At 65.9% G+C, this 21,941-nt stretch carries 25 protein-coding genes; 15 read left to right on the forward strand and 10 right to left on the reverse strand.

Going from position 1 to position 21,941, the window contains the following annotated elements; genetic code table 11:
• The first annotated feature begins 30 nt into the window (after positions 1-30).
• Both EPB08_RS02710 and EPB08_RS02715 read left to right on the forward strand, forming a co-directional pair.
• Positions 31-1,089 (forward strand): SDR family oxidoreductase, encoded by a 1,059-nt coding sequence (locus tag EPB08_RS02710; RefSeq protein ID WP_130617512.1) that lies wholly within the window; start codon positions 31-33, stop codon positions 1,087-1,089.
• A 26-nt stretch (positions 1,090-1,115) separates the two neighbouring features.
• Positions 1,116-2,132 (forward strand): zinc-binding alcohol dehydrogenase family protein, encoded by a 1,017-nt coding sequence (locus EPB08_RS02715; protein WP_130617513.1) that lies wholly within the window; start codon positions 1,116-1,118, stop codon positions 2,130-2,132.
• A gap of 66 nt (positions 2,133-2,198) precedes the next feature.
• Here EPB08_RS02715 and EPB08_RS02720 read toward each other — a convergent pair whose 3' ends face one another.
• Both EPB08_RS02720 and EPB08_RS02725 read right to left on the reverse strand, forming a co-directional pair.
• Positions 2,199-3,575, reverse strand: coding sequence for an FAD/NAD(P)-binding protein (locus EPB08_RS02720; RefSeq protein WP_130617514.1), 1,377 nt, complete (start codon positions 3,573-3,575; stop codon positions 2,199-2,201).
• A gap of 38 nt (positions 3,576-3,613) precedes the next feature.
• Complete coding sequence (locus EPB08_RS02725; RefSeq protein WP_130617515.1) at positions 3,614-4,192, reverse strand: cysteine dioxygenase; 579 nt, start codon at positions 4,190-4,192, stop codon at positions 3,614-3,616.
• Between the two features lie 227 nt (positions 4,193-4,419).
• On the opposite strand from EPB08_RS02725, the gene EPB08_RS02730 reads away from it, so the two are divergent.
• Positions 4,420-4,707 (forward strand): hypothetical protein, encoded by a 288-nt coding sequence (locus EPB08_RS02730; RefSeq protein WP_130617516.1) that lies wholly within the window; start codon positions 4,420-4,422, stop codon positions 4,705-4,707.
• A gap of 98 nt (positions 4,708-4,805) precedes the next feature.
• Here the strand turns inward: EPB08_RS02730 and EPB08_RS02735 are convergent, their stop codons facing one another.
• On the reverse strand, positions 4,806-5,462 hold the full coding sequence (locus EPB08_RS02735; RefSeq protein WP_130617517.1) for an energy transducer TonB: 657 nt from the start codon (positions 5,460-5,462) through the stop codon (positions 4,806-4,808).
• 188 nt (positions 5,463-5,650) lie between these two features.
• Positions 5,651-6,478, reverse strand: a complete 828-nt coding sequence (locus EPB08_RS02740; RefSeq protein ID WP_165418372.1) for a universal stress protein — start codon at positions 6,476-6,478, stop codon at positions 5,651-5,653.
• Between the two features lie 324 nt (positions 6,479-6,802).
• On the opposite strand from EPB08_RS02740, the gene EPB08_RS02745 reads away from it, so the two are divergent.
• The 3 genes from EPB08_RS02745 (at position 6,803) to EPB08_RS02755 (ending at position 8,394) form a co-directional block, all read left to right on the forward strand.
• Entirely contained in the window at positions 6,803-7,234 is a 432-nt protein-coding gene (locus EPB08_RS02745; protein WP_130617519.1) for a hypothetical protein, read from the forward strand.
• A 117-nt stretch (positions 7,235-7,351) separates the two neighbouring features.
• A complete protein-coding gene (trhA, locus tag EPB08_RS02750; protein WP_130617520.1) occupies positions 7,352-8,020 on the forward strand; it encodes a PAQR family membrane homeostasis protein TrhA in 669 nt (222 codons plus the stop codon).
• The gene (locus EPB08_RS02755; protein WP_130617521.1) at positions 8,017-8,394 is read left to right on the forward strand and encodes a TfoX/Sxy family protein; all 378 of its coding nucleotides are present in this window, start codon (positions 8,017-8,019) and stop codon (positions 8,392-8,394) included. Before trhA ends, EPB08_RS02755 begins: the two co-directional genes overlap by 4 nt.
• A gap of 18 nt (positions 8,395-8,412) precedes the next feature.
• Here the strand turns inward: EPB08_RS02755 and EPB08_RS02760 are convergent, their stop codons facing one another.
• The gene (locus tag EPB08_RS02760; protein ID WP_130617522.1) at positions 8,413-10,179 is read right to left on the reverse strand and encodes a DUF885 domain-containing protein; all 1,767 of its coding nucleotides are present in this window, start codon (positions 10,177-10,179) and stop codon (positions 8,413-8,415) included.
• Positions 10,180-10,280: 101 nt separating this feature from the next.
• Positions 10,281-10,763, reverse strand: a complete 483-nt coding sequence (locus EPB08_RS02765) for a DUF456 domain-containing protein (protein WP_130617880.1) — start codon at positions 10,761-10,763, stop codon at positions 10,281-10,283.
• A 187-nt stretch (positions 10,764-10,950) separates the two neighbouring features.
• On the opposite strand from EPB08_RS02765, the gene EPB08_RS02770 reads away from it, so the two are divergent.
• A complete protein-coding gene (locus EPB08_RS02770) occupies positions 10,951-11,550 on the forward strand; it encodes an RIO1 family regulatory kinase/ATPase domain-containing protein (RefSeq protein WP_130617881.1) in 600 nt (199 codons plus the stop codon).
• 114 nt (positions 11,551-11,664) lie between these two features.
• Here EPB08_RS02770 and EPB08_RS02775 read toward each other — a convergent pair whose 3' ends face one another.
• Complete coding sequence (locus EPB08_RS02775; protein ID WP_130617523.1) at positions 11,665-12,573, reverse strand: LysR family transcriptional regulator; 909 nt, start codon at positions 12,571-12,573, stop codon at positions 11,665-11,667.
• 120 nt (positions 12,574-12,693) lie between these two features.
• Between EPB08_RS02775 and EPB08_RS02780 the strand changes: the two genes are divergently transcribed.
• A complete protein-coding gene (locus EPB08_RS02780; protein WP_130617524.1) occupies positions 12,694-13,296 on the forward strand; it encodes a short chain dehydrogenase in 603 nt (200 codons plus the stop codon).
• Between the two features lie 148 nt (positions 13,297-13,444).
• On the opposite strand, the gene EPB08_RS02785 is transcribed toward EPB08_RS02780, so the two are convergent.
• Positions 13,445-14,221 carry a ferredoxin--NADP reductase gene (locus EPB08_RS02785; RefSeq protein ID WP_130617525.1) on the reverse strand — a complete coding sequence of 259 codons (777 nt, stop codon included), beginning with the start codon at positions 14,219-14,221 and terminating at the stop codon, positions 13,445-13,447.
• Positions 14,222-14,585: 364 nt separating this feature from the next.
• Between EPB08_RS02785 and EPB08_RS02790 the strand changes: the two genes are divergently transcribed.
• The 5 genes from EPB08_RS02790 to EPB08_RS02810 all read left to right on the forward strand — a co-directional run bounded on the left by EPB08_RS02790 (position 14,586) and on the right by EPB08_RS02810 (position 18,728).
• Positions 14,586-15,212, forward strand: coding sequence for a TMEM175 family protein (locus EPB08_RS02790; RefSeq protein WP_130617526.1), 627 nt, complete (start codon positions 14,586-14,588; stop codon positions 15,210-15,212).
• Between the two features lie 21 nt (positions 15,213-15,233).
• Positions 15,234-16,238, forward strand: coding sequence for a tRNA dihydrouridine(20/20a) synthase DusA (gene dusA / locus EPB08_RS02795; protein ID WP_130617527.1), 1,005 nt, complete (start codon positions 15,234-15,236; stop codon positions 16,236-16,238).
• A 96-nt stretch (positions 16,239-16,334) separates the two neighbouring features.
• A complete protein-coding gene (locus EPB08_RS02800) occupies positions 16,335-16,652 on the forward strand; it encodes a hypothetical protein (protein WP_130617528.1) in 318 nt (105 codons plus the stop codon).
• Positions 16,652-17,344, forward strand: a complete 693-nt coding sequence (locus tag EPB08_RS02805) for a response regulator transcription factor (RefSeq protein WP_130617529.1) — start codon at positions 16,652-16,654, stop codon at positions 17,342-17,344. Before EPB08_RS02800 ends, EPB08_RS02805 begins: the two co-directional genes overlap by 1 nt.
• Positions 17,310-18,728, forward strand: coding sequence for an ATP-binding protein (locus EPB08_RS02810; protein ID WP_130617530.1), 1,419 nt, complete (start codon positions 17,310-17,312; stop codon positions 18,726-18,728). The genes EPB08_RS02805 and EPB08_RS02810 overlap by 35 nt, the downstream gene beginning before the upstream one ends.
• Before the next feature lie 110 nt (positions 18,729-18,838).
• Here EPB08_RS02810 and EPB08_RS02815 read toward each other — a convergent pair whose 3' ends face one another.
• Positions 18,839-19,606 carry a M90 family metallopeptidase gene (locus EPB08_RS02815; protein ID WP_130617531.1) on the reverse strand — a complete coding sequence of 256 codons (768 nt, stop codon included), beginning with the start codon at positions 19,604-19,606 and terminating at the stop codon, positions 18,839-18,841.
• Between the two features lie 12 nt (positions 19,607-19,618).
• Positions 19,619-19,885, reverse strand: a complete 267-nt coding sequence (locus tag EPB08_RS02820) for a hypothetical protein (RefSeq protein ID WP_229238185.1) — start codon at positions 19,883-19,885, stop codon at positions 19,619-19,621.
• A 297-nt stretch (positions 19,886-20,182) separates the two neighbouring features.
• Here EPB08_RS02820 and EPB08_RS02825 point away from each other — a divergent pair, with 297 nt between their 5' ends.
• Positions 20,183-21,154 carry a biotin--[acetyl-CoA-carboxylase] ligase gene (locus EPB08_RS02825; protein WP_130617532.1) on the forward strand — a complete coding sequence of 324 codons (972 nt, stop codon included), beginning with the start codon at positions 20,183-20,185 and terminating at the stop codon, positions 21,152-21,154.
• The gene (locus tag EPB08_RS02830; RefSeq protein ID WP_130617533.1) at positions 21,151-21,909 is read left to right on the forward strand and encodes a type III pantothenate kinase; all 759 of its coding nucleotides are present in this window, start codon (positions 21,151-21,153) and stop codon (positions 21,907-21,909) included. Before EPB08_RS02825 ends, EPB08_RS02830 begins: the two co-directional genes overlap by 4 nt.
• Positions 21,910-21,941: the final 32 nt, after the last annotated feature.

Genomic DNA, 21,941 nt, shown 5'->3' on the forward strand with positions numbered 1-21,941 from the left:
GCCGGCTCACTTCATTCCCAAGGATCTGTCATGACGACACCAAGCAAGGTGGCGCTGGTGGTCGGCGCGCAGGGCGTTATCGGCCGCAATCTCGCCGATCACCTGGCGTCGCTCGACGACTGGCAGGTGATCGGTCTGTCGCGCCGTGGCGGTGCATCGTCGGGGCGTGTCAGCCATGTTGCGGTGGATCTGCTGGACGCGGCAGATGCACAAGAGAAGCTGTCGACGCTGACTCATGTGACGCACGTGTTCTACGCCGCCTACCAGGACCGCCCAAGCTGGGCCGAGCTGGTGCCGCCGAACCTCGCGATGCTGGTCAACGTCGTCGATGCCATCGAACCGGTGGCCAAAGATCTGCAACACATCAGCCTGATGCAGGGCTACAAGGTGTACGGCGGTCACCTGGGGCCGTTCAAGACGCCGGCGCGCGAAACCGATGCGGCCTTCATGCCGCCGGAATTCATGCACGACCAGCAACGCTTCCTCGAGCAGCGGCAACAAGGCGCGACGTGGAGCTGGTCGGCGATCCGTCCGGCGGTGGTCGGGGGCTTCGCGCTGGGCAATCCGATGAATCTCGCGTTGGCGATTGCCGTCTACGCTTCGATGAGCAAGCAGCTGGGCCTGCCATTGCGCTTTCCGGGCAAGCCCGGGGCCTATGACCGCCTGCTGGAGATGACCGACGCGGGCCTGCTTGCGCGTGCCACCGTGTGGGCGGCTACCGAACCCGCCTGCGCCAACCAGGCCTTCAACATCACCAACGGCGATCTGTTCCGCTGGAACGAGATGTGGCCCGCCATCGCCAGGTACTTCGACATGGAGGTGGCGCCGCCGTTGCCGCTTTCGCTGGATTCGGTGATGGCGAACAAGGAGTCGCTGTGGCGTACGATGATCGAAAGGCATGGCCTTACCGAACATGCCTACGCCGAGGTCTCGTCCTGGCGCTTCGCCGATTTCGTATTCTCGTGGGACTACGACATGTTCGGCGACGGCTCGAAGGCCCGTCGTTTCGGCTTCCACGAGCACATCGAGACACAGGCGATGTTCACGCGACTTTTCGATGACTTCCGTCGGCGCAAAATCATTCCCTGACGTTGCCCACTTTTCCCGGAGAAACCATGAAAGCCGTCGCCTACCGCAGCAGCCTGCCCATCGACGATACGCAGAGCCTGCTGGACGTGGAATTGCCCGAGCCGGTGGCCCAGGGTCGTGACTTGCTGGTGAAGGTCGAGGCGGTATCCGTCAACCCCGTGGATACCAAGATCCGCAAGCGGGTAAACCCCCAGGGCGCCGACAAGGTGCTCGGCTGGGACGCCGCCGGCACCGTGGTGGCCGTGGGCGCGGACGTGACCTTGTTCAAGCCGGGCGACGCGGTGTACTACGCCGGCGCCATCGACCGCTCCGGCAGCAATGCCGCATTGCAGCTGGTGGATGAGCGCATCGTGGGGCGCAAGCCGGGCACCCTGGACTTCGCGCAGGCCGCAGCCATGCCGTTGACCACGCTGACGGCCTGGGAGTTGCTGTTCGATCGCCTGGGCGTGCCGCGCGGCAGCACGGCGCACAGCGGCGTGGTGCTCATCGTGGGAGGTGCGGGTGGCGTGGGTTCGATGGCCATCCAGCTTGCGCGGCGCCTCACCAATGCCACCGTGGTCGCCACGGCTTCACGTGATGACAGTCGCGCGTGGGCCGCCGACCTGGGCGCGCATCACGTGGTGGATCATCGCGGCGACCTGGTGTCCGCCGTCAAAGCGGTGGCACCACAGGGCGTGGACTATGTACTTAGCCTCACGCATACCGAGCAGCATTTTCCGGCGCTGGTGGAGCTGCTGAAGCCGCAAGGCAAGCTTGGCCTCATCGATGATCCGGCGACGCCGCTGGATATCGGCCTGATGAAATCCAAGAGCATCTCGCTGCACTGGGAGTTCATGTACACCCGCTCGCTGCATCACACCGAGGACATGCAGGCCCAGCACCGCATACTCAACGAAGCGAGCGACCTGGTCGATGCCGGCGTATTGCGTACGACAATGCGCGAAAACCTTGGCGCGATCAATGCGGCCAACTTGCGTCGCGCCCATGCGCAACTGGAAAGCGCCACTACGATCGGCAAGCTGGTGTTGAGCGGGTTTGCGTGACAGGCGGTTGAGTCACGCCAGGGACGGGGCTGGTGCTTCGTCCCTGGCGCGGTGCCGTATTCCAGGTCAGACGAGCTGCGGCTGCAGCAGGCGGTCGGCGAGGTTGCGTGCCTGCTGGCGGATCTCGGGCATCGCCGTGGACTCCCACAACGTGCCGCGCAGCAGCGTGCCGATGGCATAGAAGTGCGGCCACACTTGGTCATCGTGCTGCAGGCGACCTTCCTTCGTGGCGATGCAGCCCAGGCCCAGCGGATCGGGCGTGATATGTCCGTTGGTGGCCAGCTGCCGCGCGAGCGGATGCTGCGTACGGCGCACATCGGTATTGAGTCCCACGGTCTGGATCACCAGGTCGGCGTCCATCGTTTCGATGCCCTTGCCGTGAGGCAAACGGACGTCCAAACGCAGCTTGCCATCGACCGTATCCACGGCCTGCAGGCGGCCGCGCCGACGATGCAGGCGGCCCTCGTGTTCCAGCTGCTGCAGGGCCGTCATCACCTGTGGCGCCATGCGATGACGCACGCGCTCCCAGGCCCAGCGTGCGTGCCGCAGGAAACGCGAGCGTTCCGCTGGCGGCAATAGCGCCCACAGCGAAGGTGTATGCGGACGCAGGCTGTCGATCACCGTGCGCCAGTCGGCGCTCTGGGCGATCGCTTCGCGCAGCAGGCGGATCCACGTGCGGATGTCGGGCGCGTCGCGCATCGACTCGATCAGGTCGCCACTGTCGTCCGACGGTGCGGACGCCATGTGCAGATGAGGCTCGGGCAGCAGGCCGTGACGCGAGATCGCCTCGAACGTCGCGTTGGGCCACAGTGCCGAGAGCTCCAGCAGGACGTCGACAGCCGTCAGTCCCAGCCCGATGAGCACGACCTTGCGCGGGCGCGGATCCGGCTTGACCGAGCCAAGGAAGCTCCAGGGTTCGGTGACATACAGGCCGCTTTCGAGCGCGGCATCGCTGACGCCGCCCAACGGCTGGGGCGGCAGCGAGCCGATCGCCAGCACGGAGGCATCCACATGGCTGCTTTCTTCACCATGGACCACGGTGACGCCATTGTTTTCCGGCACCACGGCATCGACGGTAACCGGCAGTACGCGCACATCGTGCCCGGCGCTGCGGGCGCGCGTCAGGGCGCGATCGACCTCGGCCTCGAGGTAGTCGCCATACAGGCGGCGAGGCAGGAAATCCGTACCCGCGATGCTGCTGTCGCCGCGCTGGGCAAATTCGAGAAAACCCTGCGGCCTGGCCACGAACATGCTCATGGATGCGGCGCGCACATTGAGAAGGTGCCGGTCCGAGCGCGTGCCGTACGCGACACCGCGCGCCGGCGTACCGCCGCCGGTATACCAGTCCACGTGCAACGGCTGCGGCAGCTGGCGATCCAGCAACTCGCTCAGCAGCGCTGCCGCTGCAGCGCCGCCGCCGATGATGGCGACCCGTCGATACATGCCACTCCCTTAGAAAAGCGTGATTGTCTTGGTGCGGCTCAGGCGTACAGGTTGCCGGTGATGGCGCTGCGCTGCTGCTTCACGAGCCACTGGCCCGGTTTCCCGGCTTCTTCGTATGTGAAGTACTGTGCCAGATCGCCACCGAAGACGTGAAGCGTCAGCGCGGTCTCCTGTCGCGAAAGATTGCGGCAGCGGTGCGCATGGCTGTCGTCGGCATCGAACCACGTGGCATCGCCAGGCCCCAGCCAGTCGCGGCCGGCCTGACGCAGGGCCTTGCCATCCGCGCCACGATCCCAGGACTCCACTTCGAGCGCTCCGTGCAGGGCGAGCTCCAGGCCCCAGAGGCCACCGTGGTCATGGATGGGTGTGGCGTAATTCGCCGGCCACGCCATCACCAGCACGCTGATGCCGGGCTTGCCACGCTGCGCTACCAGCCAACGTTCGAAACCCTTGTTGCTCGTGCGCAGGTCACCCAGGCCATGGTTGATCGATTGCCGGTGCTGGAACACCACACGGCTCAATTCCCGCGCCATGGAAGCGAGGTCGGGGTGATCACCCGTCCCGTAGTCGAACGCAATGTCACGCAGCGCCTTCAGGTGTTGCATGTGTCTGGCCATGCGGGGCTACTCGACGAGAACCGGGCCGCAGTGGAGCATGCGCATCGTTAAACTCCCGTAACTCCTGAACGTGGCGCGTGGCACCGATGCCATGACTTTCGCGACATGTGCGGCGCATGGCAAAAGCGCAGGATGACTCCTAACGAAGTCTTGAAATATGCGCCGGTCGCCTGCATGAGGACGGAGCGCAGAGATCATCGGATTGTTCGCGCCGGAGGAGGATCGTCATGATCACGATGAGCGTGCTACTGATGTTGTTCGTAGGTGCCTGGCTTGCCGTTGCCCTGATTGGCACCATGTTCAAGCTGACCTTCGCCCTGATCGGCGGTCTGTTCCATCTCGTTGGCGCCGTGCTTGGCTTGCTGTTCGGCGGATTGGCGTTGCTGATCGTCGCGCCGATCGTGGCGCTGGCCCTGCTGCCGTTCTGCCTGCCGGTGATCCTGCTGGTGGCGGTGATATGGGCGATCGCTCGTTCATCGCGCCGACCGGTGGCTCCCACGGTCGCGACGCACTGAATATCCGGTTGCCGTGGAACGGCCCGGTCTGACGCTGGATGCAGACCGGGCCTTCCCTCGGAACTCCATGGCGTGATGCCGTCACGCCATGGCGCGACTCAGAGCTGGTTGACGTTGAAACTCACCGGCACGCGCGCCCAGGCCCGTACCGCCTGGCCGCTGACGCTGGCGGGCTGGAAGCGCCACCCGCGCAATACCTGGTCCCGTGCGCTGCGATCCAGCAAGGCATAACCGCTGCTTTGTTCGATCGTCACCTCCTGGGGCACACCTTGCTCATCCACCAGCACCTTGAGTATCACCGTGCCCTCCATGTGCGCGCGTAGCGCCGCGGGCGGGTATTTCAGCGGTACCGCACGATAGGCGAGCGTGGCTTCGACGGGTGCGGTCCCCACGTTGGGCTCGACCACTGTCGCGGCGGTAGGGGGTACCGGCGGTGCCGCGATCGTGCCTTCGTCACTGAGAGTGGCCGGCGGCGGCGTCACCGGCAACGGCGGGGCATGCGTACGAGGAACGGGCACGGTCTTTGGCAACGGTTTGAGTTCGATGTCCTGCGGCGTTTCCACCTTGGGTGGTGGCTCCAGCCAGTGGATCGTCATATCGGTGGCGTGCTGCACCTGTTCGGCCAGTTGCGGTGCCATCGGCCGCAATAAGGCGAGCAGGGCAACAAGGTTGACGGCGATGGCAGCGCTCATGGCGGCGACGCGCGCGGCGTCGGGATGGGCGTGACGGGGTACGGCCAGGCTTGCGGACGACATAGGCGACCTCCTGACGTTTCGATGTGGATTGTCTGCACCGGGCGCGCCGCTTGGGGATGCGGTGGGGATCGCGCCGGTGCGACTTCAGCCTATGCCGATCGAAAACGCTTGCACAAGTAGCCGTATGGAAGGCTATTCTGCGCGGAGTGCCCCGCGGAGTGCCCCGCGGGGGCCGCGGGGCGGATTTTTCAGTGCGCCACCAGCATCGGCACGTCGCCGTGCATGAACAGGTGGCGGGTGGTGCCGCCCAGCACCATCTGCGCCAGCCGCGAACGGCTCCAGGCGCCCATCACGATAAGGTCGGCGCCCCACGCGTGGGCCGTGTCCAGCACCGCCGGGCCGGCGGCATGGCTCGGCCCGGTGCCGAAGATCTCGACCGTGGCGCGGATGCCGTGGCGCTGCAGCCAGTCGAGCAGCCCGGGCGGTGGCAGCACGGGGAGCATGTCCGCATTCATCTCGCTGCCGTCGAGCACCTTGACCTCATCAGCGCGCTGCAGCACGGGCAACGCGGCGGCCAGCGCCAGCGCCGATTCCCGGCTGCCGTTCCAGGCCACCAGGACGCGGGTGCCGATGCTGGCTACCGGGGCGACGTCCGGCACCACCAGTACGGGCCGCCCGCAGGCGAAGACGCAGCGCGACACCGAGCCGAACCCCACCGGCGCATCGCTGCGCTGCTGGCTGCGTTCCATCACCAGCAGGTCATAGCCGGAGGCCGCCTGGCTGACGGTCTGGACGGTATCGCCCTGGGTGACCCGCCACAGACCGGCCAGCCCGTGGGCGGCGATGGCTTGCTGCCACAGCGGGTCGTGGGTCTGCGCTTCGGCCACCCGGCGTTGGGTTTCTTCGAGTTGGACGGGTACGGCCTCGGGGAGACTGAAGGCCGTGGCGGGCAGGTCGGCTACGTAGAGCGCGTCGAGCCTGGCACCCAGCCTGTTTGCGAGCGCCATGGCGGCCCGGGGAGCGGCTACGCCCAGGTCCAGATGGTCCAGATGCAACAGCAGGTCGATGGCCGACATCGCGAGCTCCTTCCGGTTCCTGGTTCCTTGCCAGCTTAGAGCCTGTGGCCGATACCCGTGTAGCCCACGTTGCCGCACTGGCGTCCAGCCGGCAGTCCCGGACGCAGGGAAAAAAAAGCCCCGCACAGGGTGGCGGGGCGGCAAATCCGGACGTCGGGGGAGAGAGAGGGGACATCCGGGGAGCATCAGTTTCTCAATGCGGTGCTTGTTTTGTCGTTCATCTTGAGTGAAGGGTGCATTCACGCAGCAGACGGTTAGCGCTTGCCAGAATCGATTGGATTAGCTGGCGCAAAGCCACCGGGATCGAGACAGGAGAAAACCAGCATGGCGATGGGCAAGATCATGGGCGCGGTGGCGCTGGCCCTGGCTGGCATGACGGCGGTTCCGGCGCATGCGGGCGATCTCGAGTGCAAGATGAATTTCCGCCTCTCCGGTTGGTCGGTCTTCTATCAGACCGCCGAAGGCAGCGGCACCGTCCACTGCAGCAACGGGCAGACCATGGGCGTGCACATCCGCGTCAAGGGTGGCGGCCTCACCTTCGGCAAGAACCAGATCGACAACGGCGTCGGCAAGTTCTCGGGCATCACCAGCATCAGCGAGATCAAGGGCCACTACGCCGATGCCGGGGTGCATGCCGGGGCGGCCAAGTCGGCCGGTGCGCGGGTGATGACCAAGGGCAATGTCTCGCTGGCGCTGAGCGGTACCGGCAAGGGCTGGGACCTGGGCGTGGCCTTCGGCGCCTTCATCCTCGAGTGACGCAGGCCGCGGAGCGGCGTTTCATACGCGTTTTGCTGCTTTGCAATCGGGCGTCGGGCGGCTAAGGTGGCGGACGCGTACGTCTCCGTACGTTGTTGCCCCACTTAGGAAATCCCCATGTCCGTCAGCTCCGGCTCGGTGCTACCCCGCTATGCGTTTGGCGACGAGCTCGCCAGCTCCGTCATCCATGGCATCGGCATCCTGCTCAGCATCGCCGGTCTCGCCACGCTGGTGGCCTTTGCCGCGCTGTACGGCGATACCCGTGCGGTGGTGGCGAGCGCCGTGTTCGGCTCCACGCTGATCCTCTGCTACACCGCCTCCACGCTGTATCACTCGATTCCGGGCGCGCTGGCCAAGCAAGTCCTGCGCACGTTCGACCACATCGCGATCTTCCTACTGATCGCCGGCACCTATACGCCTTTCACGCTGATCGCCCTGCCAGGTGCCTGGGGCTGGAGCCTGTTCTGCATCGTCTGGACGCTGGCGATCATGGGCAGCGCGCTGGAGCTGGGTCTTCTGAAGAAGTACCGCAAGCTCGCCGTGCTGATGTACGTCGGCATGGGTTGGGTGGGCGTGGTGGCGTTCAAGCCGCTGATGGCGCATCTGCAGACAGGCGGCATGGTGTTGCTGCTGGCCGGCGGCGCGGCCTACACGCTCGGCGTGCCGTTCTACCTGTGGCGCAAGCTGCCGTATCACCATACGGTGTGGCACTTCTTCGTGCTTGCCGGCAGCGTGTTCCATTTTCTCGCCGTGCTGCTCTACGTGCTGCCTGACCGGCCGGCGTGAACCCGGAGCTTGAGGCGCTGCGTGCGGACCTCGTGGATGCGGCTACGCATCTGGGTCGGCCACACGATCTGCGCTTCAAGCCGATGTTTGGCGGCCTCATGGCCTACTTCGGCGAAAAGCCATGTGCCTGGGTCTCCGCCGATGGCATCGCGCTGAAGGTGGCGGCTGCCGACCAGGAAGAGTTGCTGGCCATCGAGGGCGCGCGGCGTTTCCGCCATACGCCGACGGCGGCGCCCAGTCGCGGCTACATCATCGTGCCGCCATTGCTTTCCCGTGATACGCCGCGGTTCGCCGCTTGGCTGGCGCGCAGCGCGCTCGCTGCGCCGGCGGCGCAAACAAAAAGGCCGCGTCCGAAGACGCGGCCTCTTCGCTGACGGGCCACGGCCCGCCGGTTACTTCTTCTTCTGCGACGGGATGAACTGCGTGCGCACCGCTTCGGCGAGCTGCTCGGGCGGCAACAGGCCCTGGCCGATCACGAAGTCGTTGAAGGCCTGGCGATTGAAGTCCTTGCCCAGCGCCAGCTCGGCGTTCAGGCGGGTCTGCTGCAGGCGCATGTACCCGTAGAAGTACGCCGTGGCCTGGCCGGGGCTGTTGAAGGTGTAGCGATCCAGTTCTTCCTGGGTCAACGCCTCGGACAGGCCCACATCGTTACGCAGTACATCGTGTGCGCGCTCCTTGCTGATCAGGCCCAGGTTGAGCATGGGATCCAGATAAGCACGGGCAGCACGCATCAGGCGCGCCTGCAGCGACGCGAACTGGCCGGACGGCGGCTCGTACGGCAGCATCTCCGACTCCGCATACAATGCCCAGCCTTCCACGTTGACGCTGTTGAAGGCGAACAGGCTGCGCGCCAGCGAGACGCCGCGCTCGACCATGGCGGCGAACTGCAGTTCATGGCCCGGGCGACCCTCGTGTGCGGTCAACGTCCAGGCGGCGGCCTTATAGGTGAAGTCGTCGTAGGAGTCGGACTTGCTGCCGCTGGGGTTGCCCATGGTCAGCACGAAGGTGCCCTGTTCGCCATGGTTGTTGACGAGCGGCGGCGGATCCATGTGCGGTGCCGGCACCGCGGCGGTTTCGGCTTCCGAGGCAAGGCGCATCTGCATCTTGCGCTGCGGCAGCGTGATGATGTGCTCGCGACGGATGGTGTCCTCGATCTTGCCGATGATCTCGTGGTACCACGGCACCACGTCATCCTTGCCCAGCTGCTGCTGCTTGAGCGCCTTGAGCACGTCGCGGTAGTCGGTGGACTGGAAGCCTTCTTCCTTCGCCACCACCGGCGCCAGCACCTGCATCTCCGAGCGCAGCTCGACGAACTCCAGCTGGGCCTGCTTGATCAGTTCCTCCGGCGGGATGTCGATGCCGACCTGCTTGAGGTTGTAGGCATACAGCGGTTCGGGCAGGCGGAAGTCCGTGCGCTCGCGCGGCACGATGGTTGAGCGCACCCAGGTGTCGTAATCCTTCAGCTGGCTGTCCATGGCGTCGAGCGCGGCCTTGGCCTGTGCGTCGTCGAGCTTGTACTTGGTGAACAGCTGGCGGATGCCCTGCGCGTAGCGTTGCGTGTTGGAGAGCTTCTGCTCGACCTCGTTCTTGTACGGACCGATCAGCGCCTTCTCGCCGATGCGCTCCATGGTCTGCGCCTTGGCCAGATCGACGATCGGCGTGCAGCCAGGTGCCTTGCCGACGTAACACTCCAGGCGCTTGAGCGCGGACGGCCGGCGCTTGGCGTCGACGTCATCCTTAAGCAGCGCAAACTCGCCCTGGAAGATGGTCTGTCCCACGTCCTGGTAGGGCAGCATGTACTTGTGGTTGAGATCGATGCCTTCGACCTGGTCGTTGACGGTCTTGAGCATGATCTGCAGGTCCTGGCGGACGTTCGGGTCCTTCTCGCCAGCCAGCATCTTGTCCAGCTTGCCCTTGGCATCGACCAGTGCCGCCCGGAAGCGTGCATCGAGGTCCGGTTTGAGGTCGATCACCTTGTCGTCGTAACCCGGCACGCCAATCTGCGAGGCGAACTCGGGATTGAAGCGCGCCAGCACATCGAGCAGCACCTTGGCGTCGCTGTTGCTGCGATCGACCCAGGGCGGGGTCTTGGTGTCGGCGTGGACCGATCCGGCGGCGACGAGCGACACCGCCATGGCGAGGGCAAGGCGTTTGGACATGTGGCTATCCCTGAAGGTGAAGTGTCGCGAGCCTAAAGCGAGTGCTGCGCAACATGCCATGTGCCGAAGGTTGCGTGGCCGGCAAGACGCCTCGGACGGCCTCAGCCGATCATCCAGGCAAAGCCGAACAGGCCGATCATCATGAACGAGAGCACCAACTTGACCAGGGTGCCGACCAGCAGGCCGATCCAGGTAGCCGCGCCGACGTGGGCCGAACGCAGGATGCTGGTGCCGGACATGAGTTCCCCCACCAGTGCTCCGATGAACGGACCCAGCAGCAGGCCGGCCAGGCCGAAGAACATGCCGACCAGGGTGCCCAGTGCCGCGCCGGTCATGGCCCGTTTGCTGGCGCCCACCCGCTTGGCGCCGAGCGAGGCGGATACGAAATCCACGATGATCCCGAGCGTGCCCAGCGCGCCAATGATCAGCAGCCACCACAGGCCCAGGTGGCGGTACTCGTCCACCGCGGCGGCCAGCCAGATGCCGCCGAAGATCATCGGAATGCCCGGCAGCGCGGGCAGGACATTGCCCACCAGTCCGCCCACGATCAGCACGGCGGCGAGCAAGTAGAGCGCGATCTCCAACGCGGCCTCCTTCATGGCGGCGAACTCGCAGCATATCGGCTCGAACATTGCCGGCGATACCGCGACTGCAGAGGCGCGACGGATCGGACACAATAGCGATTGCGGCGCAGGGCGCGCCGTTGGCGGATGCATTGTGGATAGATCGGGCGATACCCTGCTGAAGGCCGACGAGCTCGGCCGCATCGAAATGACCGAGCGCGGCGGCGTGCGCGTGATCCGTCGCGATATCGCAGCGGCGCGCTGGTGGGCGCGCGCCTTTGCGCGCCGCGCCGCCGCACGCGAGGCGCGCGCACTGGCCCGGCTCGATGGCCTCGATGGGGTACCAGCCTTGCTTGGCTGGAACGGCAGTGAGCTGTTGCGCAGCTATATCGCTGGCGCTCCGATGCAGCAGGCGCAACCGCGCGACCGCGCCTACTACCGCGATGCGCTGCGCCTGCTCGCGGCGTTGCATCGGCGCGGCATCGTGCACAACGACCTCGCCAAGGAACCGAACTGGCTGGTGCGTACCGACGGGCGTCCCGCGCTGGTGGACTTCCAGATTGCCTGGACACGCGGTCGGCGCGGCGCGCTGTTTCGGCTGCTGGCACGCGAAGACGTACGCCATCTGCTCAAGCACAAGCGGACCTACTGCGCCGAGGCCCTGAGCGCCCGGCAGCGCGCGATCCTCGATACGCCCGCACCGCATTCGCGACTGTGGCGCGCGACGGGCAAGCGTCTCTACAAGCTCATCGCTCGTCGCGTGTTCGGCTACTGGGACAACGAAGGGAAGGGACGCGTCCGCGACTGACCCGCCGCTGTCTGTAGGAGCGCACCCAGTGCGCGACCGCAGCGTTGTACTCCTCCATTACGACCGGTTGTCGCCCATCCCTCTCATCGCGCCGATCGCGCACTGGGTGCGCTCCTACAGGGAGGCAACCGGCTCCTTTGCTCCGAATCGCTCCAGCAGGAAGTCGATCATGCTGCGCAGCTTTGCCGTGGGTCGCCGGTCCTGCGCGTAGAGCAGGTGCATCGGTGTCGCCGGTGGCTCCCAGCCCGGCAGTACGGTGAGCAGGCGTCCTTCGGCGAGGTCGTCGGCCAGCAGCACTTCCGGTTGCAGCACGATGCCGGCGTCATGCAACGCCGCAATGCGCAGCGCATCGCCATGGTCTACCGCCAGGCGTCCATGGACCGGCACGTCGCACGATTCGTCCCCGGGGCCGACCAGCCGCCACTGGTCACGACGGCGCCAGTTCGACAAGCCCAGGCACACATGCGCGGAGAGGTCACGAGGATGCACGGGTGTGCCGCGCCGCCCGAGATAGGCCGGCGAAGCAGCGAGCAGCATGCGGTAGGGCTGTAGCGGTCGCGCGACCAGTTGCGGATCGCTGATGGCGCCGATGCGGATGGCCAGTTCGTAGCCTTCGTCGACGAAATCGAGCACGCGGTTGTCCAGCGACAATTCCACGCTGACGTCGGGAAAGCGTTGCAGGTAGTCCGTGATCGCCGGCGTGAGGCGCCGGCTGCCGAAACTCATCGGCGCAGTGATGCGCAGGCGCCCACGTGGCGCGGCCTGCAACTCCAGCGCACTGCGCTCGGCCAGCTCCACATCGGCCAGCACCAGCTTGCAGCGTTCGTAATAGAGCCGTCCCACTTCGGTAAGCTGCTGGCGCCGCGTCGTGCGATGCAGCAGCCTCGCGCCCAGGCGTTGCTCGATCGCGCGAATGTGCTTGCCGGCCATGGTGGCCGATACGCCGCTGGCTTCGGCGGCCGCGGCAAAGCTGCCGCTCTCCACCACACGCACGAACATCGCCATGTTGGCCAGCGTATCCATGATTGAAAACCCTGGGGTTTCGAATGGATCAAATCATGGCATGTTTATCGGGCGATGAGCCGCGGGGAGACTGGCGGCGGTGCGGCCCGTCCCGGGCCGCCATGCATCGAGGTGATTGCCATGCGAGTCCTGCTTGTAGGTGCCAGCGGCACCGTGGGTCGTGCCGTGGCCGATGGGCTGGCGCCGCACCATGAACTCATCCGGGCCAGCCGCCAGAGCGGCGACCTGCGCGTGGACCTCACCGACATGGCGAGCGTCCAGCGCATGTACGACGAAGCCGGCCCGCTCGACGCGGTGATCACCACGGCTGGCCATGTCCATTTTGGCGCACTGGCTGACACCACGCCGGCGCAGTTCAACGAGGGCTTGCAGGACAAGCTGATGGGGCAGGTCAACGTCGTGCTGGCTGGCATGAGTCGGCTGCGTGATGGCGGCTCGTTCACCCTGACCAGCGGCATCACCGCGGCCGAACCGATCCGCTTCGGTACGAACGCCACCACGGTGAATGCGGCGATCGAAGGCTTCGTGCGCGCCGCGGCTACCGAACTGCCGCGTGGCCTGCGCATCAACGTGGTGAGCGCGACCGTGCTGACCGAAGCGCTTGAGAGTTACGGTCCGTATTTCCCGGGTTTCGAAGCCGTGTCTGGCGAGCGCGTGGCACAGGTCTATCGTCGCAGCGTGGAAGGCGTGGGCACGGGACGCGTTTACACGCTCTGGCAATAACGCCCGTCGACAGCCGTTGTGGGAGCGCACCCTGTGCGCGACCGCGACGCGATGGTGTTGCCATGCAGTCGGCTATCGCGAATCGAGTCAGCTTGCCGCTCCGTCGCTGTCGCGCACAGGGTGCGCTCCCACAGAGATCGCGTCGCGCTTACTTCTCGACGAACGCACGCTCGATCACGTAGTCGCCCGGTTCGCGCGTGCGCGGCGAGACCTGGAAGCCGCGCTCGTCGAGCAGGACACAGATGTCGTTCAACATCGACGGGCTACCGCACAGCATCACGCGGTCGGTGGCCGGATCGAGCGGGGGCAGGCCGATGGCCTGGCTCATCGAGCCGTTGACGATGTTGTCGGTGATGCGGCCGCGGTTGCGGAACGGTTCGCGCGTCACCGTGGGGTAGTAGATCAGCTTTTCGCGCACCATCTCGCCCAGGTACTCGTGCTGCGGCAGTTCGTTTTCCAGGTAGTCCTGGTAGGCGAGGTCGTTGATGTTGCGCACGCCATGGGCGATCACGATCTTCTCGAAACGCTCGTAGGTTTCCGGATCGCGCACCAGGCTGAGGAAGGGCGCCAGGCCGGTACCCGTACCCAGCAGGTAGAGGTGCTTGCCGGGCTTGAGGTCGTTGAGCACCAGCGTGCCGGTCGGCTTGCGGCTGACGATGATCGGGTCGCCGGGCTTCAGGTGCTGCAGGCGCGAGGTCAGCGGGCCATTGGGCACCTTGATGCTGAAGAACTCCAGCTCTTCCTCGTAGTTCGCGCTGGCAATCGAGTAGGCGCGCATCAGCGGGCGGCCGTCGACCTCCAGGCCGATCATCACGAACTGGCCGCTGTCGAAGCGGAAGCCAGGATCGCGCGTCGTGCGGAAACTGAAGAGGCTGTCATTCCAGTGGTGCACGTCGATCACGTGCTCCGTCGCCAATGCCACCATTGCCGGGTACCGTCGTAGAAATAGGAAAGCTGCAGACAGCAGCACCAGCCAGAGGCCGGTGCCGGGACTCGTGTGGGGAAGGCGATGAGCCGCTGCGCCTGACGAGTGCTGCCTGGGTGCAGCGTATGGGCGTGCATTATGCCATCGGGCGCGGCGCCGTTCATGATCGGGCCGCGGCCGTTTGTTGGCGTCGTCTTCGCGCCAGGAACCCGCGCTGCCGCGGTGTTACGCGGATTTGATGATGAGCCGGGCCGGGCAGCACTCGCGAGGGATAGATGGCTGCGGCATCATGTCACCAGAGAGGCGGCGCACTCGGGAAAGGGTGATCGTCGCGTCGCCTCCTGCCGACATCAGGGGAAGGGACATGACGCAGGGAACGCCTACGCCGGCCGAAGGGCCGGTGGCGCAAAAGCATCTTGAGCGGCTGGTGATGCTGTCCGATGGCATCTTCGCCATTGCGATCACGCTGTCCGCGATCGAAATCAGGCCCGAGGTGGGTGAAGGCGTGACGCTGTGGCAGGCCTGGGCGCCTTCGCTGCTGGTGTATTTCCTCAGCTTCCTCCTGATCGGCGTGATCTGGATGGCGCATCGGCTCATCGTGTCCCACCTGCGCGACATCGACGGTCCGGGCACGATCATCAACATGGTCCTGTTGAGCGTGGTGGCCTTGACGCCGGTGGTCGTGCGCTTTGCACTGACCCATTCCCAGGAGCAAGGCTCCTATCTCGTCTACGCGCTGGCCTTTGCGGTGCTTTATGCCGGCCTGGCGCTGCTGTGGGGCTATGTGGCCTTCCGGGCCAGGTTGACCGCGCACATTTCCGCCAGCGCCACGCGGGAGCTGCTCTACAAGCTGTGCTTCGCCTCGGCCCTGTTCGGGGGCGTCGCGGCGTACCAGCTGGGCTCACTCGTCGGCGCGGTGATCTGCGCAATGGTGGCCCTGCCGTTGCGCTGGCTGGCCTGGCGCCAGGGGCAGTCGCCCGCGGCCTCCTGAGCCAGCCGGTACAATAGGGGCATGTCAGTCTCCCCCGAACCCACCCGCCAGCCGCTGCAAAAGGACGACTGGCGGCTCACCGTCGCGCCCATGATGGACTGGACGGACCGTCACTGCCGGTATTTCCACCGCCTGCTGTCGCCGCATGCCCGCCTGTATACCGAGATGGTGACCAGCGCCGCGCTGGTGCGCGGCAAGCAGCTGCGTCTGCTCGAGCACAGCCAGCAGGAGCATCCGGTGGCGCTGCAGCTGGGCGGCAGTGAACCGGAAGAATTGGCCATCGCCGCGCGTTACGGCGCCGATGCGGGCTATGACGAGATCAACCTCAACGTGGGGTGTCCGTCCGATCGTGTGCAGTCCGGCCGTTTCGGCGCTTGCCTGATGCGCGAGCCGGCTCTGGTGGCCGATTGCGTGAAGGCCATGCGCGACGCGGTGGATGTGCCGGTGACGGTGAAGTGCCGTATTGGCGTGGATGACCAGGACGACTACGCCGACCTGCAGCAGTTCACCGAAACCATGATTGGCGCCGGCGTCGAAGTGCTGGTGGTGCATGCGCGCAAGGCGTGGCTGCAAGGGCTGAGCCCCAAGGAAAACCGCGAGATCCCGCCGCTCAACTACGAGCGCGTGTACCGGCTGAAGCGCGAATTTCCGGAGCTGATCATCGTGATCAACGGTGGCATCACCACGGTCGAGGAGGTGCAGGCGCACCTTGCCCAGGTGGATGGCGTGATGCTCGGGCGCGCGGCCTACCACGACCCTTACGTGCTCGCGAAGGTCGAGGCCGCGCTTTATGGGGAGGCCATGCCGACGCGCGAGGACGTGCTGCTGCGGCTGCGTCCTTATATCGAGGCCGAGCTGGCCCGGGGCACTGCGCTCAAGCACATCAGCCGGCACATCCTGGGGCTTTACCAGGGCGAACCGGGTGCCCGCGGATTCCGTAGGCGGCTTAGCGAAGGTGCCCATTTGCCGGGCGCGGGTTGGTCACTCCTTGAACAGGCGATTGCTCAACCCCGGGTGGCGGCGTGACGCCGCGCGGTTATCCGGTCAATATTCAGCCCCGATTCCCTAGTCTGAACGACGATGTGGTTCCGCCCTGCGGAGTGATTGGGTCTGTTTAACGAAATGAAAACAATTCTGCGCACCCTGGTATTGCTGCTGTCGCTGTCGGCCGGACCGGCCGTCTGGGCGGCGCAATCCGCCGAACCGGCCATGTCGCTGGAGCAGGCGGTGGTCCAGGTGCAAAAGGAGACTGGCGGCAAAGTACTGTCGGCCAGTACCGTGCGGCGCGGGCGCAGCTCATTCGAACATCGTGTCAAGGTCCTCACGCCCGAAGGGCATGTGCGCGTGGTGACCGTAACGACGGAAGCAGCCAAGACCGCTTCCAACGATTCGACCAAGAACCCGTCCAGTGACGGCGAGAGCAACAAGGAGAAACACTGATGCGCATCCTTTTGGTTGAGGACGAGGCGCCGCTGCGCGAAACGCTCGCTGCCCGCCTGAAGCGCGATGGTTTTGCCGTCGATGCAGCCCAGGACGGTGAAGAAGGCCTGTACATGGGGCGCGAAGTGCCCTTCGACCTGGCCATCATCGACCTGGGCCTGCCCAAGATGTCGGGCATGGACCTGATCAAGTCGCTGCGCGAGGCCGGCCAGCGTTATCCCATCCTGATCCTCACCGCCCGTGGCGGCTGGCAGGACAAGGTGGAAGGCCTCAAGCACGGCGCCGACGACTACCTCGTCAAGCCGTTCCACGTCGAGGAACTGCTGGCCCGCATCAACGCACTCGTGCGTCGCGCCAGCGGCTGGTCCAAGCCGGTGCTGGCCTGCGGTCCCATCAAGCTGGACACCACCGCGCAGACGGTGACTGTGGAAGGCAAGCCGGTGGACCTCACCAGCTACGAGTACAAGGTGCTGGAATACCTGATGCTGCACGCGGGCGAGCTGGTCTCCAAGGCCGACCTCACCGAGCACATCTACCAGCAGGATTTTGATCGCGACTCCAACGTGCTTGAGGTCTTCATCGGCCGTCTGCGCAGGAAGCTCGATCCGGAAGGCAACCTCAAGCCCATCGAGACGGTACGTGGACGCGGATACCGCTTTGCCATCCCTCGCAGCGAAAGCGAAGACGAATGATCCGCCACCGCCGCGCCGCCCGTTCTCACTGGCGGCGCGCGCGGCTTTGGCCACGGGTTTTGTGCTGGCCGCCTTCCTTGGCGTGGTCGGCCTCACCCTCACGCGTACCGCAGCCGATAGCGCACTGAAGGGCCTGCAGGATCGCCTGCAGAATTTCGTCGTGGCCTATCTGGCCGGCACCGAAGTCGGTCGCTCCGGCAAGGTGCTGCTGCCTGACACGCCGCCCGACCCGAGTTTCTCGCGGCCGGGTTCGGGGCTTTACGCCGTCGCCATTGGCGACAACGGTTTCCGCTGGGAGTCGCCGTCCGCCATCGGGCGCGACTTCGGCTTCCTGCATCCACTCGAGCCCGGACAGGGCCAGTTTGTCGGCCCTGTCGATACGCGCATGGGCAGGCTGTACTACTACATCTACGGCGTGGCGCTGGACACGTCCGAGAAGAAATCGGTGCACCTCACCTTCATGGTGGCGCAGACCGAGGACCAGCTCGAAGGCCGCAACGCCGTGTTCCGGCGCAGCCTGATCTTCTGGCTGGCCTCGCTGGGCGTGATGCTGATCCTGCTGCAGATGCTGCTGCTGCGCTGGAGCCTGACGCCGCTGCGCAAGGTGGCCAACGAGATGTCGCGCGTGGAGCGTGGCGATCGCGACCACCTCGGCGACCAGTATCCGGCCGAGCTCACCGCCCTGACCGGGCGCATCAACGCCTTCATCGACAGCGAGCGCGAGCAGCGCGTGCGCACGCGCAATACGTTGGCCGATCTCGCGCACAGCCTGAAGACGCCGCTGGCGGTGGTGCGTTCCAGCCTTGAAAGCGCAAGCGGCGAATCGGGCCTGCGCGACACGGTGCTGGAACAGGTCCGCAAGATGGACGAGCTGGTGGCCTACCAGCTGGCGCGCGCGGCGACGTCGGGGCGCCAAACCTTCGCCACCACCGCGATTCCCATCGCCGGTCATGCCGAAGACCTGGTGCAGAGCCTGGAGAAGGTCTACGCCGCCAAGAACGTGCTGTGCGAATTCGATATCGACGACAACGCGGCGTTCTACGGCGAGCAGGGCGACCTGCTCGAACTGATGGGCAACCTGCTGGAGAACGCCTTCAAGTGGGCGCGCCACCGCGTGCTGCTGGTGGTGAAGATGCGTCCGGTGGCGGGGCGCCCGCGTCCCGGCCTGTGGCTGAGCGTGGAAGATGATGGCCCGGGCATCGATGATGACAACATCGAGAGCGTGCTGCAGCGTGGCGTGCGTGGCGACGAGCGCGTGCAAGGCCATGGCATCGGTCTTTCCATCGTGCAGGACATCATCCGCGCCTACGGCGGCGAGCTGGTGGTCGATCGTTCGCCAGAATTCAACGGCGCGCGTTTCAGCGTGAAATTGCCGCCGGGTTGAGCGCGAACCTTTTGTGTGGGAGCGCACCCTGTGCGCGACGGCAACGATGCGTCGATACGGTAGCGTGGGGTTGTCGCGCACAGGGTGCGCTCCCACACTGAAGCCGCCCTTCAATGGGGCGCCGGCGACGGCCCGTAATACGCGGTGAGCAACTCCGCCACCGCCGCGTCCGCCCGTCGCAACACACTTGGCTGCGACCAGTGCAGCTCGCTGACCACGGCGAAGAATTCGTCGGCGCTTTCTGCCGCATACGAATCGATAAGCGTGTCGCGGCCGCGCGCCACGTCGTTGGACAGGTGATCGAACGCGCGCTGGAACGCCACGATCCACTGCCGCCGCTGGATATGCGGTGGCAGCAGGGGCACGCCGTCGGGCGATCCATCGAGCATGTCGAGCTTGTGCGCGATCTCGTGCACGACCACGTTGAAGCCGTCCCACGGCTGCTCGAGGTCCAGTTGCACATCGGCGAGCGACAGCACCAGCGGGCCGCGTTCCCACGCTTCGCCGATCAGTGCCTCGTCGCCTTCGGTCACCACGCCGCTGTGGTCGTCATGATGGCTGCGGCGAACCTTGAATTCGCCCGGATACACCAGGATCTCGCGCCAGCCGCGCAACGCACGCGGACCTTGCCGCATGGCAGGCAAGCTGGCCTGCATCGCAATCAACGTTTGATGCAACGGCGTCAGTTCTGCTCCGGCCAAGGCATGGAAGCGCTTGCGGGCGAGAAAGACGCAGACCAGCTCGCGCAGTGCGTTCTGACGCGGACGATCCAGTCGCTGCGCCAGCGGACAGGCGTCCATGGCTTCACGCCAGAGCGGGTCAGGGAGCGGAGGAGGGGTCAGGTAGGCGCGGAAGCGCCGCCACCAGGAGTCCGGCACGGGCCAGGAGCTTTATTGGATGGAGCCGGGCAAGAGCGACTGCCAGCCGAGCGTGGCGCGACGATTGCGGGCCGGCGACACCGGATTCGGACCCGGGCAGTTGTCGCTGCTGGACGACGAAGACGAGGAACCGGACGGCGCAGGCGATTCACGCGACAGGCCCAGTGCATCGCCGCCACTGCTGGTTCCCGCACCCTCGTGACTGCTGGCGCTGTTGTCGAGCGAGCGCTGCATCGAGGACAAATCCTGGCCGTCAGCATCCATGGCCGATGCGGACATGACGCCGCCGACACACAGTACGCATCCGAACAAGACTTTCCCGATAGCCACGGCGGCTCAACCCCTTGATCCGCAATCAGAGATCCCGATGCTGGCAGAAACGGGGGGCTGATGCCAGTGCCCCGGAACCCCGTGAAAAATGTCGCGAGTCCCAGAAGTCATGGGACGGAAGCGATCGCGACACCTGCGGCGCCGTCGCAGGGCAGGCTAGAATTCGCCGATGTCTTGCCTCTATTCCTTGTCCCGCCTTGTCTCCGGCAGCGTCGCGCGCGCTCTGCCCGGCATGGATGTGCCCTGATGCAGGCGCAGGAATTGCTCACGGCATTGGCGGACGGCGGGACCGTGTCGGGCGCCCATCTCGCCGAGCGTGCCGGTGTCACGCGCGCCGCGATCTGGAAGCAGGTGGAATCCCTGCGCGCGCGCGGCGTGCCCGTGCAGTCGCAAGGCACAGCGGGTTATCGCCTGCCATGGCCGCTGCAGTTGCTGAGCGCGCAGGCGATTCGCTCCGCCTTGCCTGTGCCGGTGCGCAAGTCGGTAGGAGAGCTGGAGCTTCACTGGGAGATCGACTCAACCTCCAGTGAGATCCAGCGCCGGGCGGCGACGTTGCCCGACCTGAGCATGATCCTTGCCGAGACGCAGAGTGCAGGGCGTGGCCGACGCGGGCGCAGCTGGCTGTCGCCGCCGGGGCTCAACATTTATCTCTCCTGCCTCAAGCGGTTTGACGCAGGCTTCGCTGCGCTGTCCGGGCTCTCGCTCGCGGTCGGTGTCATCGTCATGCGCACGCTGGAAACACTGGGCATCCAGGGAGCTGGCCTCAAGTGGCCCAATGACGTGCTCAGTGACGACGGCAAGGTCGCCGGCATCCTGGTGGAGCTGAGTGGCGAGTACCAGGGGCCGTGCGCCGCGATCATCGGCGTGGGGCTCAATGTCCGCCTCACGCCGGCCTTGCGCGAGCAAGCCGGCCAGCCCGTGAATGATCTCGTGTCGTTGAGCGGCGGCGTGGGCCCGGACCGCAATCGCGTGGCAGCTGCCCTGATCGGCGCACTGGCCGAAGGGTTGATCCAGTTCGAACGCGAAGGGTTCGCTGTCTTCACCGAGGAATATGCCTCACACGATCTGCTGCGCGGCAAGGCACTGCGAGTGCAGGGCGCACAAGGGGCGATGGAAGGCGTGGGCGCGGGCGTGGATGCGCGCGGCGCGTTGTTGCTCCAGGCCAGCGACGGCCTGCACAGCATCGACAGCGCCGATGTCTCGGTGCGCCGCGCATGAGGCTGCTGCTGGATCTCGGCAATACGCGCCTGAAGTGGGCGCTGCGCGAGGGCGCCGGTTGGCACGCGCAGGGTGCGGTCGGCTGGAACGAAGACGTGGTGCTCGCATTGCATGATGTGTGGCGCCATCTGCCCGTACCGAGCGATGTTTTCGGCGCATCGGTGGTCGATGCCGGACGCGAGGCGCAGGTGGCGGCGGTGGTGTCCGCTTGCTTCGGTCACGACACCGAATGGCTGCGTACGCCTGCGGAAGCATGTGGCGTGCGCAATGCCTATCCGGAACCGGGTCGGCTGGGCGTGGATCGTTTCCTCGCCATGGTGGCCGCGCATGCGGATGATCCCGTGTCGTGCGTTCTCGCCGGCGTCGGTACCGCGCTGACGCTCGATGCGCTCACGGCCGATGGCAGGCATCTGGGTGGCTTGATCGCGCCCGGCCCCCAGCTCATGCAGCAGTCGCTGCTTGGCGCCACCTCACGCGTGCAGGTGGAGCGGCCAGGCCAGGTGCTCGAGGCTGCCGACAACACGCCCGACGCCGTGGCTTCCGGCTGCTGGCAGGCCGCGGCTGCGCTGATCGAACGCTTCGTGTCGCATATGTCTTCCCCGCTGGGCGGTGCTCCGCTGCTGATTCTTGGCGGTGGCGATGCCGAGGCCTTGCTGCCTTTGCTGACGCCGCCTGCGCGGCTCAGTTCCGACAGCGTGCTGCGTGGTCTGGCCGTGTGGTCGGATGCACATTCTCCTTTGGCGCCGGCTCTTTAGAATGCCGGCTCGTGTGGTTTGCCTGACGGATC

The organism is Dyella amyloliquefaciens, assembly GCF_004296575.1.
Taxonomy (GTDB): Bacteria; Pseudomonadota; Gammaproteobacteria; order Xanthomonadales; family Rhodanobacteraceae; genus Dyella; species Dyella amyloliquefaciens.

Bases quoted from the DNA above. Each gene is read 5' to 3' on its own strand.
- EPB08_RS02710 (WP_130617512.1), top strand. From the start codon at position 31: ATGACGACACCAAGCAAGGTGGCGCTGGTGGTCGGCGCGCAGGGCGTT.
- EPB08_RS02715 (WP_130617513.1), top strand. From the start codon at position 1,116: ATGAAAGCCGTCGCCTACCGCAGCAGCCTGCCCATCGACGATACGCAG.
- EPB08_RS02720 (WP_130617514.1), bottom strand. From the start codon at position 3,575: ATGTATCGACGGGTCGCCATCATCGGCGGCGGCGCTGCAGCGGCAGCG.
- EPB08_RS02725 (WP_130617515.1), bottom strand. From the start codon at position 4,192: ATGGCCAGACACATGCAACACCTGAAGGCGCTGCGTGACATTGCGTTC.
- EPB08_RS02730 (WP_130617516.1), top strand. From the start codon at position 4,420: ATGATCACGATGAGCGTGCTACTGATGTTGTTCGTAGGTGCCTGGCTT.
- EPB08_RS02735 (WP_130617517.1), bottom strand. From the start codon at position 5,462: ATGTCGTCCGCAAGCCTGGCCGTACCCCGTCACGCCCATCCCGACGCC.
- EPB08_RS02740 (WP_165418372.1), bottom strand. From the start codon at position 6,478: ATGTCGGCCATCGACCTGCTGTTGCATCTGGACCATCTGGACCTGGGC.
- EPB08_RS02745 (WP_130617519.1), top strand. From the start codon at position 6,803: ATGGCGATGGGCAAGATCATGGGCGCGGTGGCGCTGGCCCTGGCTGGC.
- trhA (WP_130617520.1), top strand. From the start codon at position 7,352: ATGTCCGTCAGCTCCGGCTCGGTGCTACCCCGCTATGCGTTTGGCGAC.
- EPB08_RS02760 (WP_130617522.1), bottom strand. From the start codon at position 10,179: ATGTCCAAACGCCTTGCCCTCGCCATGGCGGTGTCGCTCGTCGCCGCC.
- EPB08_RS02770 (WP_130617881.1), top strand. From the start codon at position 10,951: ATGACCGAGCGCGGCGGCGTGCGCGTGATCCGTCGCGATATCGCAGCG.
- EPB08_RS02775 (WP_130617523.1), bottom strand. From the start codon at position 12,573: ATGGATACGCTGGCCAACATGGCGATGTTCGTGCGTGTGGTGGAGAGC.
- EPB08_RS02780 (WP_130617524.1), top strand. From the start codon at position 12,694: ATGCGAGTCCTGCTTGTAGGTGCCAGCGGCACCGTGGGTCGTGCCGTG.
- EPB08_RS02785 (WP_130617525.1), bottom strand. From the start codon at position 14,221: ATGGTGGCATTGGCGACGGAGCACGTGATCGACGTGCACCACTGGAAT.
- EPB08_RS02790 (WP_130617526.1), top strand. From the start codon at position 14,586: ATGACGCAGGGAACGCCTACGCCGGCCGAAGGGCCGGTGGCGCAAAAG.
- dusA (WP_130617527.1), top strand. From the start codon at position 15,234: ATGTCAGTCTCCCCCGAACCCACCCGCCAGCCGCTGCAAAAGGACGAC.
- EPB08_RS02800 (WP_130617528.1), top strand. From the start codon at position 16,335: ATGAAAACAATTCTGCGCACCCTGGTATTGCTGCTGTCGCTGTCGGCC.
- EPB08_RS02805 (WP_130617529.1), top strand. From the start codon at position 16,652: ATGCGCATCCTTTTGGTTGAGGACGAGGCGCCGCTGCGCGAAACGCTC.
- EPB08_RS02820 (WP_229238185.1), bottom strand. From the start codon at position 19,885: ATGTCCGCATCGGCCATGGATGCTGACGGCCAGGATTTGTCCTCGATG.
- EPB08_RS02825 (WP_130617532.1), top strand. From the start codon at position 20,183: ATGCAGGCGCAGGAATTGCTCACGGCATTGGCGGACGGCGGGACCGTG.
- EPB08_RS02830 (WP_130617533.1), top strand. From the start codon at position 21,151: ATGAGGCTGCTGCTGGATCTCGGCAATACGCGCCTGAAGTGGGCGCTG.